The following is a 12772-nucleotide window of genomic DNA, read 5'->3' as shown; positions in this document are numbered from 1 at the left end:
CGAGAACTGGAACACCACAACGGATGGTGCGTTGCCCGACATGTCCGCATTGAACATTGCAAAGCCGCTTGCGCGCGCGATCAACATCTATCGTTCCATGACCAGGCATGACCTGGACAGGCAGACGCAGCGCGACCTCGCGCGGCATATCAAGAAGATTGCCGAGCAGGGAACGCAGGATCCCGGCCGCCTGACCGTGCACGGCCTCAGCTATCTGCGGGCGCGCGAGCGGAACGCAAAAGAGCGGAAAGAGTAAAGGCTCAAACGCCACATTGATTACCTCTTCACCCTGGCGGCCGTGGCGCCATTTAAACGTGCTCGCAACGAGAACTGTCTGGCGCGATCGATAAAAAAGCCCCGGCCGAGCCGGGGCTTGAAGTGCGCTGGAGATTAGCTTCGCCCCGTCAGTAGCGTGCCGCCACCGGCGGCGAATAGCCGCCAAAGCGGTAGTTGATGCGCAACGTCACCATGTCGACATCCTGCGAGATGCGGTTGAGCGCAGCGGCGACGACCGGATTGACCACCGAGAACGAATTGTTCGCATCGCCCATGAACAGATGATCGTATTCGATGCCGATCGACCAGTTCGGTGTGAAGCCGTACTCGAATCCGACGCCTACCGCAGCGCCCCAACGCGTTGCGCTGGCTGATGCCAGGTTGACGCCGCCGACCGTGGTGAGGATATCGAAGTTGTTGTTCGTCACCGCAGCGCCGCCCTTGACGTAAAACAGCGCGGCGTTCCAGGCGTAGCCGATCTGGCCGGTGAAGAGGCCGATCGCGTCGGTGCGCACCCGGGTCGAGAATGTCGGATCGAACACGCTGACGCGCGTGCTGCTGAGATCGGCCCAATCGCCTCGCGCTTCGAGACCAAATACCCAACCGCCGGTTTGCCAGCGATAGCCGAGTTGACCACCAACCAGACCTCCGGAGCGGTCCGCGCAGCCGTCGGCGATGACCGCTCCTGCAGCCGTGACAAAATCCCAACAATTGCGGCTCGATCCCCAGCCGCCGTTGATGCCGAGGTAGAAGCCGCTCCAGTTGTAGATCACCGGCAACGGAGCTGGAGGCGGTGCCTTGACGGCCATGTCGGCGGCAGATGCAGGAGCGGCGGCCAAGGCAATTGCTGCGAAACCGATAGCGGCGGCTAAAAACTTTCTCATCCTTCGGGTCCCCTTTTTTAGTTCACGCGCGCAACGATGTGTGAGCGCGCTTGCGTGCAAATCACTTGCATTACCGGTGCTGAGCGTAGGTTCGCTTCGCGCGAGACCCCGTAACAGAAAGCGGATTAGAGTTATGCGGATGCTGCTTGTCGCGGCCGCTGGCCTGCGGATTCGGCTCATTTGAATGGTCGCAGGACCGCGTTCTTGCCCTATCCGTTCAAAGCGCCGAGGCGAGGGTGGGGCGGCCGGCAACACCGGCCAGCGTTGCTGGCGTCGCGCGGCGCACGACCCGGCGGGCGGTCGTCGGCGGCGCGGCGGTGGGGGCGGCGGCTGCCGGAACGGCATGCGTCCGCGTGCTGGTGAACGGCTCATACGTCTGTCGTTGAGGCACTCCTCGGCAGGATGATGAGGTCGCGGTCGTGAGGCGGCTGGTGCTGCCTGGCGCAGCCGCTCACGGGCGCTGAAAGGCGGAACAGCAATGGCGTGCCTGTTCCGTAGCTTGAAGCTCTCGTTGATTCAGATCAACGCGCGTCGTCGGCCAAATGCTTTCATAACAAAACGTGCGCAGGTGAGGCCTGCGCCAATCGACGTGAGGTCGGGTTCGAGACGCGGCCATGGGGATCAACGGCCGCGGCTACGGTTCACCGGTCTCGCCCATGCTCCTGGTTGCGCGAAGGCTTGCGGGAGAGGCCATTGCATACACGGGCGAGGGGGCGGAGCGTTTTGAATGCCCCTGGCGCGCTACTTCCTCCTTGTGGGCGGAGCATTGCTTCTGGTGTTGCTCATTGCCGGCGCGTGGCTGCCGTCGCCGCCCATCATTGAGCGAGTCGAAGCGCAACGCACGGCTATCCGCATTCAATCCGAGCTGAAGCTGCCGGAGCGCGTGGTCTTCGATACCAGCGCCTCTCCGGCTACTCATTCCGGGGCGCCTGTGCTTGCCGAGATCGGCACGGCAATCCCATCATCTGCTGATAATTCGAGCAACGCGCGCAAGGCATTCGCGCAGATGCAGCCGAGCGAGGTGAGCAGGACGAGAGTGGCCGAACTGAAGCGGCCGGAGCCTAAACCTTCGCTGTCGCGAAAGAGTGAAACAAGGAAGCGCGCGGCCGCACCGCGCAAGGTCCGGCTTGCGCGCCAACCTCAGTTCGATTGGTTTGGCGGCAGGATGTGGTGGTGAATTTACTTGGACGACCAATCGACAAATTGATTTTTCAGGGCTTGCCGATTGGAGGATTACTCCGGACGGAATTTCCTTAAATGCGCGCCCGGTACGATGACGATGCTGGACGATGGCCGGTTGTATTGCTGTCACTAGACGATGCAAGAATTTTCCGGAAGGCGGCTCATGGACTGCCTTCCATGACAGTCGCGGTCGTGGCGGACAACCTCACCGATCCGCGCGGGGTCAGCCTGCAAGCCGCGACAAGCCTTCCCAATCGAACGCAATGCCATGTCCGGGCCGCGGCGGCGCAAGCGCCATGCCCTGATCGAGCACCAGCGGATGGGCGATATAGCGATCGAGCCCAAAGCCGTGCGCTTCCAGATAGGAGCGGTTTGGGCACGCCGCGAGCAGATGCACCGTCACGTCATGCGCGCCGTGGCTGGTCACCGGCAGATTGAACGCTTCGGCCAGCCGCGCGATCTTCATGAAAACCGTCACACCGCCGCAATTGGTGACGTCGGGCTCCGGATAGGACACCGCGCCGGCGGCGATGTAGTTCTTGAATTCCCACAGCGAGCGCAGGTTTTCGCCCGCCGCGATCGGCACGCCGCCGGCGGCCATGATGCGGGCGTGGCCGGTGACATCGTCGGGGATGATGGGCTCTTCGAGCCAGGTGAGATCATAGGGCTGGAAAGCGCGGGCGGCGCGGATGGCTTCCTCCACCGTCCATTTCATGTTGGCGTCGACCATCAGCGGAAAGCCGTCGCCGAGGTGTTTTCGCATCGCCTGCACCCGCGCGACGTCGGAGGCGAGGTCGGGCCGGCCGGCCTTCATCTTGATCGCGCGAAAACCCTTGGCGAGATTGCCGTCCGTCTGCTTCAGCAGATCGGCGATGGATAGATCGAGGTCGATGCCGCCGGCATAACAGGGCACGCGCGCATCGTACCCGCCGAGCAGGCGGTAGAGCGGCAATTTGGCGCGTTGCGCCTTCAGGTCCCACAGCGCGATGTCGAGCGCCGATTGCGCCAGCACCGGCGGCCCACCGCGCCCACCGTAATGCAGCCCCCACCAGACGTGATGCCAGATCGCTTCGGTATCGTCAGCCTCGCGGCCCTCGATCATGTCAGGAATTTCCCGTCGCAGAATGTCGGCTACCGCGCCGCCGTTGCGGCCGACCGTATAGGTGTAGCCGACACCCTCGGCGCCGTCGGCATCGTGGATGCGGACGGTGATCAGTTCGAACGCGGTGATCTCGCCATGCGTGCTGTCGGAGAGGGTGACGGTGAGGGGGATCCGGTACAGTCCGGTCTCGATTTTCTTAATAAGGGACATTGTGCTTCCACCCGGTGTTTTGCCGGGAGGTTAGGTCGATCTTGCCGGCAGGGCAAATCGCGGCGCGGCCTTATTTGGGCGGAACCAGACTCCCCTGCATGGCGGTGGCCGGGTCGACCGCAGCATAGTCAGCCGCACGATGCTGGTCGAGGGCGAGGTAGGCGATGAAGCCGGCGAGCAGACATCCATAACGCCGATCGAGATCCAGCCATCGGCTAATGGAGCGGCGATCTTCGCCGCTGAGAAAAACCGGGGCGCTCTTGCATGTGCAACTCTTCATCGCTCGCATTGCACGAGCGGAGTTTGGATGGTCGCACAAGGGTGCCGCATCGCTCGAACGAATGAGACCACGAGGATGTGAGGCGACCGGATTGCCGCTTTTCCAAGCGTTTTCTATTTCGTGGCCGCGCCGGACGGGGCTGGCTGGCACCGGGATTTTGGACTAAAACTGTGCCCTGAAGTCATTTTCCGATTTTCGAGACACTTCGAAGCAAGTATCAGATCGACAATTGATCCGCTGCAGTTCGCTGTCTGGAGGCGGTCGTGCTGTTTGAGCCGTTTCAAATTAAAGGCGTCACTTTCTCAAATCGTATATTGCGTTCGTCGATGGGTGGAAGAACCGCGTATTACGACGGCACGGTTTCCCCGGCCTGGGTTCATTTCGAGAAGCGATTTGCCGCCGGCGGCGTTGCCGGTCTGATTTCTCCGACCATCAGCGTCAATGAAGCGCGGCAGTCGCCGCTGGAATATCCGTCGCTGCATGACAATCGCTTCATCGGCCCGCTGCGCGATGCGGTACGGGAAATCAAGGCCGCCGGCCGCGGCAAGCATGGGTGCCGGTATATCGTTCAGATCGGCGACACCGGCGGGCACACCCATACCAGCTTGAAGCCGCAGGACAAGGATCGCGTTTCGGCCTCGCCATTCTTTGATGCGCAGTACGGTTACCCGAACACCGCCCGCGCCATGAGCCTCGATGAAATCGGGGAGACGATCGACGATTTTTCGAATGCCGCGCGCCGCGTCGTCGCGGCCGAATGCGACGGCATCGAAATCACCGCCTCCAAGGGATATCTGATCCACCAGTTCTTGAACCCGCTCACCAATCGTCGAACCGATGATTACGGTGGATCGCTCGACAAGCGGTTCAAGCTGCTGGAAGACATCGTCAAGGCGGTGCGCAAGGCGGTCGGCGCCGATTTCCTGTTCGGCGTCAGGCTCTCGGCCAAGGATTTCAAATCGTCCCGCTTTGCGCGCTTTCCGCTGACCTGGCCGCCGCCCCCCAAGCAAGTCTGGATCGGCAATGATCTGGCGGAGACCACGCTCTACGCAAAAAAGCTCGAGGCGCTTGGGGTCGACTACCTGCATATCGACAGCGGCTTCGGTTTTCCCAATCCGCATGGAAGCCCGGGCGGCTTTCCCTTTGAGGCCGTTCTCAACACGTTCAACGCCTACCGCTTTCTCAGCCGCAAGGCGCGGCTGCGCGCAACCCTTTTCAACATCGCCAAACTCGTGCCGATGGGGCTTGGCAAGAAATTCCTCGGCAGAGGCTGGCGGTTCACGCCGGCGGCGAACCTCGATTTCGCAGCGGCCATTCGCGAGGTCGTCAGCATTCCCGTGATCGCCAACGGTGGCTTCCAGGATCGCGACATCATCGACGGCGCCTTGACCTCGAACAAGTGCGACATGATCGCGATCGCGCGCCCGCTGCTCGCCAATCCGGATCTTCTGGATCAGTTCGACAAGGGGGCGAACAGGCCGAGCAACCCGTGTTCGTTCTGCTCGCTCTGCTGCGCATCGACCGCGATCTTCCCGCTTGGATGCTACGATCAGAACCGGTTTGAAACGCCGGAAGCCATGACGAACCAGATTCTGGCCTGGTGTTCGCCGAATGCGCCGTTCAACGTCAAAGACGGCAAGATCGACAAAAGCGTGCAGCGGCAGGAATTGTCGCAATGAGCACCATTCCCTTCCGCTCGGCAACGGCGCTTGCGGCTCTCATCAGGCAGAAGAAGATCGGGGCGCAGGAGCTGCTCGATCTCTATCTGGCGCGGATCGACAAATATAATCCGCGCGTCAACGCCATCGTTGCGATGGATATCGCGGGCGCGCGGCAGCGCGCCAGGGCGGCCGATGCGGCGCTTGCCAAGGGTCAGGTGTGGGGCCCGCTGCACGGCGTGCCCGTAACCATCAAGGACAGCTTCGACGTTGCCGGGCTGCCTTCGACCTGGGGGGTGCCCGAGCTGAAGGACCGGCGGCCGGTCAGCAATGCGCAGGCGGTGCAACGCTATATCGACGCCGGCGCCGTCGTGTTCGGCAAAACCAATGTCGCGGCCTATTTGATCGGCTGGGCCACCGTCAATGACGTCTACGGCACGACCAGCAATCCCTTCGATCTCGAAAGGTCTCCCGGCGGATCGTCGGGCGGTGCAGCGGCCGCATTGGCTGCGGGGTTGACCGGGCTGGAGCTGGGCGTCGACTTCGGCGGCGGCGTGCGGTGCGTCGCGCATTATTGCGGAATTTACGGCCACAAGCCGACCTACGGCATCACCAATTCCGACGGCCATGTGATGCCCGGCCTCGCCAACAAGCCGGACCTCGCCGTCACCGGCCCGCTCGCCCGTTCATCTGACGACCTCGAACTGGCGCTGTCCTTGATCAGCGGTCCCGAGCCGGAGGATGCCCCGGCATGGCATCTGAGGCTGCCGCCCCCGCGCACGACCAAGACCGGCGATTTGCGCGTCGCCGTAATGCGGGAAGACGCCAGCTTTCCCGTCGATACCGAGGTCCAGGATCGCATCCAGGCGGCGGCGGACTTCTTCGCCAGGAAGGGCGCCAGGGTGTCGGACAAGGCAAGGCCCGCATTCGACAACGCAGCGGCTTTCCGGATTTTTGGCGGCCTGCTGATGGCGGGCCTGACCCGGCGAAAGAACGACGAGGCGTTCTGGAGCAGGCTGAGCCATCTGCGCGCGCGCTTCATGACCACCGATGATCATGGCAAGGCCGTTGAAAGGGTGTTCACCCATGCCGACTGGCTCGAGATGGACGCGGCGCGCGAAGCCCTGCGACGGGCATGGAAGGCGTTCTTCGCGGATTGGGACATTCTGCTGTGTCCCGCAGCTCCCACGGTCGCCGTCCCGCACGACCCCAAGCACGCCTGGCATGAGCGGAAGGTCGTGGTGAAGGGACGCCCGACCTCGCCGGCCGATCCCACCTTCTGGGGCGCCTTCACCACGGTCGCCTACCTGCCGTCGACTGTTGCGCCGGCCGGCCTTACGAAGTCGGGTCTGCCGGTCGGGGTTCAGATCGTCGGCCCGCATTATGGTGACTTGACCTGCATCGAGGTTGCGCGCCAGCTCGAGCGTGATTTCGGCGGCTTCGTGCCGCCGAGAGGCTGGGGTTGACGATGCGGCCCGAGAGATTGTCCGACATCATCGGATCGGTTTACGACTGCGTGCTCGAGCCGCAGGAGTGGTCACGCACACTGCCGCTGATCTCCGCCTTTGGCGAAAGCGCGGCGAGCTCGATCGTGGTGCAGGGCCGGCTCAACAATAGCGGCGCCCGGATCTTCGAGGATGGCGATCGCCAATCATTCCTTCGGCTCTACTTCGAAAAGCTCGCAGCCTCGCGAATGCCTGCGATGAAGCAGGTCGCGTTCGACCATCTTGGCGAAGTCGCGACCATGACGATGCTGGCCGGCGAACGCGAGCCGCTCAACAGCGATTTCTACCTCAAATGGGTGAGGCCGCTCGGTTTTCGCGACGTGATCGGCGTGCTGGTGCTGAAGTCGGGCAAGCGGGTCGCCTGGTTTTCGGTGGCGAGGTCCGACGTCCAGTCCCGCTTCACGGAGAGCGATCTGCGGCAGATGGAGCTGTTATCGCCGCATATTTGTCGCGCGCTGCTGATCTCGGATGCCCTTGACCTGCAATCGATCGTGGCGACGCGGCTGGCCGAAACGGTGGATCATCTCTCCACCGGCGTCCTGTTGACCGAGGAGAAGGGGCGCATCGCCTACATGAACGGCTCGGCGGAAGCCATCCTGAAGGATAGCGGCGCATTGAAATCGAAAGACGGCCATCTCGTCGCCACGAGGCCACATGCCCGCGATGCGCTGTCGCGGGCCCTGGAAGAGAGCAGCGCCGGAAGGGCGCCGTCGACCAGCGGCCAACATGCCATTCCGCTGCCCGACGAAGAAGGATCGGGCCTGATCGCCAATGTCCTGCCGCTGCAGTGGCGCGACGGCCGCAATCCGCTGGCAGCATTGCCCGGCGCCGCGGCCGTGATCATTCAAAATCCCGCCGAAGGTGCACCGGCGCCGATCGAAGCCATCGGGCTGCTCTACGGCCTGACCGCGGCGGAACGCAACGTGCTGGAGCACGTGGCCGCCAGCCACTCGCCGCAGGAAACCGCCGACCGTCTCGGTGTCAGCGTGAACACGGTCAAGACGCACCTGCAAAAGATATTTGCGAAGACCAACACCGCCCGGCAGGCCGATCTCGTCAGCCTGGTCGCCCGTTCGACCGCGCCGTTGAAGTCAAAGCGCTAGCAACAGCGGCCGACAGTCATCTCGCAGGCGCAGGCGCCGGCGCCAAAAAAAACCTCTTCCGATCACCCGGATGAATGATGTCCGCCCGGCGCGGCGGCCCATACTGGGCACCGTTTCATCACCTGTCCTGTTGGCAAGCGACGGAGACGCCCAAGGAGACGCTCATGGCAATCCTGGCACCCGAACTATCGATCGGCGGCCTGACGGCCCTGTTGTGCGCGATCAGCGCGATGCTGGTCCCGCTGACGATCTGGGTCTTTTACAGCCTTGAACGTCAGAAATCCGACCGCTGGCTCAGGCGTGCGCAGAAGCCGTCAGGAAGGTGCTCCACCCGAGCATGATCCGGAGAAGCGGGAACCGATTGTCCGAGAAGATCATGCTGAACCGGTCCAGGGAGTTGGTCACATGCGAACGCCGTTTGCTTCCCGGCCAGCCTGCAAAACGCCGTTGAATCCGAATTTGTATGGCGGGCGTCTTTCCATCGCCAGGGTCGTCGTTTCGATCGCGCTGGTTCTGCTCACGTTGGTGATTGCACTCGCGCAAAACGGCAGTTCGCTTGGGCGGAAATCAGCCGCGCCAACGATCTGCGCCTTGCGCATGCTCCAGCCATAGCGGCCTCGCGTCTGAAATTCCGGATGGTTTCACCAGCTGTCTGCGTATCGCGGGAGTGACGTGGATGAGCAACATTATCCTGCTGTTCGTCTGCATGCTGATCGGAATGGCGCTCAGGCGCTACGGCCGCGTTCCTGAAAATGCGCACACGGCCATTCAACGGCTTCATCGTCAACGTCTCGCTGTCTGCGCTCACATTGTGCTGCAGATCCACGCATCGAGCTTCATGCGGCACTTGCCTATGCGGTGGCGATGCCGTGGCTGCTGTTCATTAGGTGGCTCAGGCGAAGGTGCAGCTGCGCGTCGCTCTCGCCGGCCAGATCGAGCAGGCCGAGATAAGGATCGCCTGATATTCCGAGGACGGTCGCAAATGCCGGCTCCGTCTTGATCCCCTGCGATCTTTGCCGGGCGACGGCATTCCTCAGGCGTCCGTCGTCGAGCGCCAGCAGTCGCCTTTCGATCTCGAAATGCAGCCAGCCCCGCTGTTGATCGACCGGCCGCCGGTCCCCGAACACTTCGAAAGGCCAGCCGCCCCATTGGAAGCGCGCGACCAGCGGTCGTTCCAGGGCGCGCCATTGGTAGAGCACGAAGCCATCGCAGGATCGGTAGTGCGCCCAGATTGCCTCCGCCAAAATGGTCGGCTCGGAGGCGTGGCAAACGATGTCGACGTCGCTTCCGGGCACGGCAAGCCCGAGCGGCAGCGTTCCGACCACCCGCGGATCGAACGCGCGCAGGATGTCCAGCACAGCAGAGCTGATGATCGCCGCTTGGTAATCCATGAAGGTGTGACGATGCTGCCGGGGCAAAAGAACGTCGGGCGAGATCTGCCGATTGGAGATCTTCGATGACCTCGCACAAAAAAAGCAGGGCGCGACCGGCATCACCACGGTCGCGCCCTACGTCGCCGGTCAATGGGGCAGGGGGAATAACCGGCTGCCGGGATGACTCCGAGGCCCCCGATTTCGTTCCGGTGGTTTCGAAATATTTTTCGTACACGGTTAAGTGATCGCGAAGTCCCGGACCCCCTGTGGCTCGGATCGGGTTGTGTTCTCGTCGCCATTGGGGCGCGGGACAGAAGGTCATGTCACAGATTTTCAAAGTGTTTTTTGCTTTTCTCGCCGGTTCCGCAACGTTTGGCGCCGTCCAACTCGCCTCAGGTCATGATCTCGCCGGCCTTCGGCAACTCGCCGCACCCGCGCCCGGATCGGACGTCAACCGCTCGGGCAAGGCCGATCGTGGGACGCTGAAGGCTGCGGAAAGCGACACCCAAACCATCACCGTTCGGGCGGTGGGTCTTGAGGATACGTCGGTGGTCGTCCGTGTTCCCGTGATCAAGGAAGAGGCGCGGAACCGTGCCGCGCCGCCGGCCAAGCCCGAGGGATCGAAGCCCGGTCCATCGAAGACGACGATCGCCTGCGAGCCCCCGGTCAGCGTACTCACGGAAGTCGCCAAGCTGCTTCAGCCCGGCCGCTGTGTGACATGATCTGGGCCACCGTAGTGACTGGGCGCTGTTAGTGACATGCCCGCCATCTCTGACACCAATACAAGCCATCCGTCATTGCGAGGAGCGTAGCGACGAAGCGATCCATATACCCCCGTGTAGAGGTGTGGATTGCTTTCGCTCCGCCCTGCGCCCTCTGATTGGCGAGGGCAAACGAGATGCAAGCCTCGGACAATTCATGCCGCGAGAATGCGGCGTCATATTCAGTTGTCATTCCCGCGCAGGCGGGGATCCAGTATTCCAGAGACGTCAATGCAATGATTGAACCGATAAGCCGCGGCGTACTGCATCCCCGCCGGAGCCTCTTATCGGGCGCGCATTCGCGCGACCCGGTGGCGGGGATGACAGTAGTGTGCATCGCTATTTCCAGCTACTCCGCCGGGGCTTGGTTGCTACTCGCATTGGTGCGGCTGGCGAGAAAGCCGAGCGCGATGCCACCGACGGCGAGGATCGGGATCAGCCGTTTGACGCCGACGGCGCGGATCACCTGGAGGCCGACTGCAACCATCGCCGGGTCGGACAGCAGCGTCTGCGCGGTGGATTTCGCGGCCTTTGCCGCTTGTTCGGCGCGGGCCTCGATTTGCCGCTTGCGCATCATGTAACAGCCGGCGGCGATCATCGCGACGATGAAGAAGATCGCAGCGCCAGTAAGACAGGCCTGAACGGGACCGTAATTCTGCAGCACGAAGACAAACGCCGCCGCGCAGAGAAACGCGATCGTGACCAGCAACGCCATCGCCGCCGCGGCGGCCAGCGAGGTCAGCCGCAGCGCGCTGCCTGCCGAATCCTTGAAATCATCAATGAATCGCTGAAGCATGGCCAAGCCTCAATCCGTACGCCTCGATCCGAAAATGACATCGAAACAAGATTGCGCGCGCGCCGCGACCTTGCCGGCGCGCGTCACGAAAGATTCTCAGCGCCAAGCTTACCTGCGCCAAGCCACGCCGATCAGAAAGCCGAGGCCGAGCGCAAGGCCGACAGTCGCCAGCGGACGCTGCGTGATGACATCCTCCAGGGTCTCCTCGATCGAGGAGGCCGCATTTTGCGCCGCATCCATCATCGCGCTGCCGCGCTCCGACATGTCCTCGACCGCCGCTTCCGCATTGGCTCGGGCCTCGTTGTAGCCGCGCCGTGCCTGCTTGCCGGCGGTGCCGGCAAAGCTGTTCAGCGCATCGGTGATCTGTTCGGTCAGGGCTGCAATATCGTTTTTCACGGCGGTGACTTCCTTTTGCAGACGCTCAGAGGTCGCTTTGTCCGTCAGATTCTTGAAGGCGGCGTCAGACATCGAAAGCTCCCGGGTATTGAATTTGGCTCTGGAACCAACGCCTCGCGGAACGGGAAGTTCCCCGAACTAGCCCTCCGGCAGTTGCGGCGCATCGGGAGGCATCAGGTGCTCCTTCACGATCAGCGCGACGATCAGAAGCGGCGAAGACAGGAACGCGCCCATCGGCCCCCACAGCCAGGTCCAGAACGCCAGCGCCAGGAACACGGCGAGCGCGTTCAAGGCGAGCCGGCGTCCGACAATCGTCGGCGTCAGGAAATGGCCTTCCATGAAGGTCATGAACGCAAAGATGGCCGATGCCAGAAGGCCGCCGCTCAGGGTCGGGAACGAGACGAGGCCGACCACCACCAGCACCGCGAACATCGCGACGGGCCCGATGATCGGAATGAAGTTGAGGATCGCGGCCAGTGCCCCGAGGCCTGCTGGATTGGGCATGCCGGTGACGGCGCAGATCAGGCCCGTGACGATACCGACGCCGACATTGATCATGGTCACGATCAGGAGATAGTTGCCGAGATGGTCCTCGATCTCGTTGAGGATACGCAGTGTCCGCAGCCGCCACTCGCGCTCGCCGAAATTCATGATCATCGCCCGCCGCAGGTCGCGCCAGCTGGCGATGAACAGGATCAGGGTCGCGACAAACAGCAGGAATTCGGCGAAGGTCGGCGACAGGAATTCCAGCGTCGGCTGCACCCAGTCGATCTTCGGCAGATGCAGCGTCGTCAGCGTGTCGGGGCCGCCGATCATGCTCTGAAATTCCTGCCACAGCGCCAGTGGCCGGTCGAACACATGCAGCTTGTCCTTCAGCATGGCGGCGAGCTCGGGGAGCTTGCCGCTCCATTCCACGGCCGGCGAGGCGATCAGGCCGACCATGAAGGCGGCGCCGGCGCCGGCGGCAGCGACGATCAAGACAGCCGCGAGCGCCCGCGGGATGCCCAAGCGCTCCAGAAAGCCAGCCGCCGGCGACAGCATGGTCCCGACTATGAACGCCATCGTGATCGGCAGGAAGAACGCCTTGGCCAGATAGAGACTGATGACAATGCAGATAAGCAGAAGGCCGACGAGGCAGATTGCCACCACTTCCTGGCGGCGGATCACCGGCGGCAGCTCGAGCTTGCTCTCGGTGACCGGCGTGCCTTCGCCTTCATGGGCAAGCTGGCGGTCGTTTGGCAGATGT

At 62.8% G+C, this 12772-nt stretch carries 15 protein-coding genes; 8 read left to right on the top strand and 7 right to left on the bottom strand.

Annotated elements, in window-relative coordinates; translation table 11 throughout:
• Positions 1-40 precede the first annotated feature (40 nt).
• Positions 41-256 carry a hypothetical protein gene (locus RX331_RS35070; protein ID WP_317254133.1) on the top strand — a complete coding sequence of 72 codons (216 nt, stop codon included), beginning with the start codon at positions 41-43 and terminating at the stop codon, positions 254-256.
• Positions 257-404: 148 nt separating this feature from the next.
• Here RX331_RS35070 and RX331_RS35065 read toward each other — a convergent pair whose 3' ends face one another.
• Positions 405-1160: an outer membrane protein gene (locus tag RX331_RS35065; RefSeq protein ID WP_317254132.1), complete on the bottom strand. Its 756-nt coding sequence runs from the start codon at positions 1158-1160 to the stop codon at positions 405-407.
• Positions 1161-1318: 158 nt separating this feature from the next.
• On the opposite strand from RX331_RS35065, the gene RX331_RS35060 reads away from it, so the two are divergent.
• On the top strand, positions 1319-1546 hold the full coding sequence (locus RX331_RS35060; RefSeq protein ID WP_317258314.1) for a hypothetical protein: 228 nt from the start codon (positions 1319-1321) through the stop codon (positions 1544-1546).
• Positions 1547-1887: 341 nt separating this feature from the next.
• The gene (locus RX331_RS35055) at positions 1888-2337 is read left to right on the top strand and encodes a hypothetical protein (protein ID WP_317254131.1); all 450 of its coding nucleotides are present in this window, start codon (positions 1888-1890) and stop codon (positions 2335-2337) included.
• Between the two features lie 228 nt (positions 2338-2565).
• Here RX331_RS35055 and RX331_RS35050 read toward each other — a convergent pair whose 3' ends face one another.
• The gene (locus RX331_RS35050) at positions 2566-3654 is read right to left on the bottom strand and encodes a mandelate racemase/muconate lactonizing enzyme family protein (RefSeq protein WP_317254130.1); all 1089 of its coding nucleotides are present in this window, start codon (positions 3652-3654) and stop codon (positions 2566-2568) included.
• Between the two features lie 606 nt (positions 3655-4260).
• On the opposite strand from RX331_RS35050, the gene RX331_RS35045 reads away from it, so the two are divergent.
• The 4 genes from RX331_RS35045 to RX331_RS35030 all read left to right on the top strand — a co-directional run bounded on the left by RX331_RS35045 (position 4261) and on the right by RX331_RS35030 (position 8541).
• The gene (locus tag RX331_RS35045) at positions 4261-5613 is read left to right on the top strand and encodes an NADH:flavin oxidoreductase (RefSeq protein ID WP_317254129.1); all 1353 of its coding nucleotides are present in this window, start codon (positions 4261-4263) and stop codon (positions 5611-5613) included.
• On the top strand, positions 5610-7058 hold the full coding sequence (locus RX331_RS35040) for an amidase (protein WP_317254128.1): 1449 nt from the start codon (positions 5610-5612) through the stop codon (positions 7056-7058). Before RX331_RS35045 ends, RX331_RS35040 begins: the two co-directional genes overlap by 4 nt.
• Before the next feature lie 2 nt (positions 7059-7060).
• Entirely contained in the window at positions 7061-8200 is a 1140-nt protein-coding gene (locus tag RX331_RS35035; protein ID WP_317254127.1) for a helix-turn-helix transcriptional regulator, read from the top strand.
• 164 nt (positions 8201-8364) lie between these two features.
• Positions 8365-8541, top strand: a complete 177-nt coding sequence (locus tag RX331_RS35030; RefSeq protein ID WP_317254126.1) for a hypothetical protein — start codon at positions 8365-8367, stop codon at positions 8539-8541.
• Positions 8542-8601: 60 nt separating this feature from the next.
• Here RX331_RS35030 and RX331_RS35025 read toward each other — a convergent pair whose 3' ends face one another.
• Complete coding sequence (locus RX331_RS35025) at positions 8602-8799, bottom strand: hypothetical protein (RefSeq protein WP_317254125.1); 198 nt, start codon at positions 8797-8799, stop codon at positions 8602-8604.
• Positions 8800-9051: 252 nt separating this feature from the next.
• Positions 9052-9591 (bottom strand): DUF4269 domain-containing protein, encoded by a 540-nt coding sequence (locus RX331_RS35020; protein WP_317254124.1) that lies wholly within the window; start codon positions 9589-9591, stop codon positions 9052-9054.
• A 302-nt stretch (positions 9592-9893) separates the two neighbouring features.
• On the opposite strand from RX331_RS35020, the gene RX331_RS35015 reads away from it, so the two are divergent.
• A complete protein-coding gene (locus RX331_RS35015; protein WP_317254122.1) occupies positions 9894-10295 on the top strand; it encodes a hypothetical protein in 402 nt (133 codons plus the stop codon).
• 388 nt (positions 10296-10683) lie between these two features.
• On the opposite strand, the gene RX331_RS35010 is transcribed toward RX331_RS35015, so the two are convergent.
• From RX331_RS35010 to RX331_RS35000, 3 genes are all read right to left on the bottom strand, one after another.
• Positions 10684-11130: a hypothetical protein gene (locus tag RX331_RS35010; RefSeq protein ID WP_317254121.1), complete on the bottom strand. Its 447-nt coding sequence runs from the start codon at positions 11128-11130 to the stop codon at positions 10684-10686.
• A 108-nt stretch (positions 11131-11238) separates the two neighbouring features.
• Positions 11239-11598, bottom strand: a complete 360-nt coding sequence (locus RX331_RS35005; protein WP_317254120.1) for a YqjD family protein — start codon at positions 11596-11598, stop codon at positions 11239-11241.
• 66 nt (positions 11599-11664) lie between these two features.
• A complete protein-coding gene (locus RX331_RS35000) occupies positions 11665-12768 on the bottom strand; it encodes an AI-2E family transporter (RefSeq protein WP_317258313.1) in 1104 nt (367 codons plus the stop codon).
• Between the last annotated feature and the right edge of the window lie 4 nt (positions 12769-12772).

This window comes from Bradyrhizobium sp. BWA-3-5 (assembly GCF_032917985.1).
Classification (GTDB): domain Bacteria; phylum Pseudomonadota; class Alphaproteobacteria; order Rhizobiales; family Xanthobacteraceae; genus Bradyrhizobium.
This window is presented reverse-complemented; position numbering and strand designations above follow the sequence as displayed.

Coding starts and splice junctions, on each gene's coding strand:
- RX331_RS35070 (WP_317254133.1), top strand. CDS start 41: ATGTCCGCATTGAACATTGCAAAGCCGCTTGCGCGCGCGATCAACATC.
- RX331_RS35065 (WP_317254132.1), bottom strand. CDS start 1,160: ATGAGAAAGTTTTTAGCCGCCGCTATCGGTTTCGCAGCAATTGCCTTG.
- RX331_RS35055 (WP_317254131.1), top strand. CDS start 1,888: ATGCCCCTGGCGCGCTACTTCCTCCTTGTGGGCGGAGCATTGCTTCTG.
- RX331_RS35050 (WP_317254130.1), bottom strand. CDS start 3,654: ATGTCCCTTATTAAGAAAATCGAGACCGGACTGTACCGGATCCCCCTC.
- RX331_RS35045 (WP_317254129.1), top strand. CDS start 4,261: ATGGGTGGAAGAACCGCGTATTACGACGGCACGGTTTCCCCGGCCTGG.
- RX331_RS35040 (WP_317254128.1), top strand. CDS start 5,610: ATGAGCACCATTCCCTTCCGCTCGGCAACGGCGCTTGCGGCTCTCATC.
- RX331_RS35035 (WP_317254127.1), top strand. CDS start 7,061: ATGCGGCCCGAGAGATTGTCCGACATCATCGGATCGGTTTACGACTGC.
- RX331_RS35030 (WP_317254126.1), top strand. CDS start 8,365: ATGGCAATCCTGGCACCCGAACTATCGATCGGCGGCCTGACGGCCCTG.
- RX331_RS35025 (WP_317254125.1), bottom strand. CDS start 8,799: ATGCGCAAGGCGCAGATCGTTGGCGCGGCTGATTTCCGCCCAAGCGAA.
- RX331_RS35020 (WP_317254124.1), bottom strand. CDS start 9,591: ATGGATTACCAAGCGGCGATCATCAGCTCTGCTGTGCTGGACATCCTG.
- RX331_RS35015 (WP_317254122.1), top strand. CDS start 9,894: ATGTCACAGATTTTCAAAGTGTTTTTTGCTTTTCTCGCCGGTTCCGCA.
- RX331_RS35010 (WP_317254121.1), bottom strand. CDS start 11,130: ATGCTTCAGCGATTCATTGATGATTTCAAGGATTCGGCAGGCAGCGCG.
- RX331_RS35005 (WP_317254120.1), bottom strand. CDS start 11,598: ATGTCTGACGCCGCCTTCAAGAATCTGACGGACAAAGCGACCTCTGAG.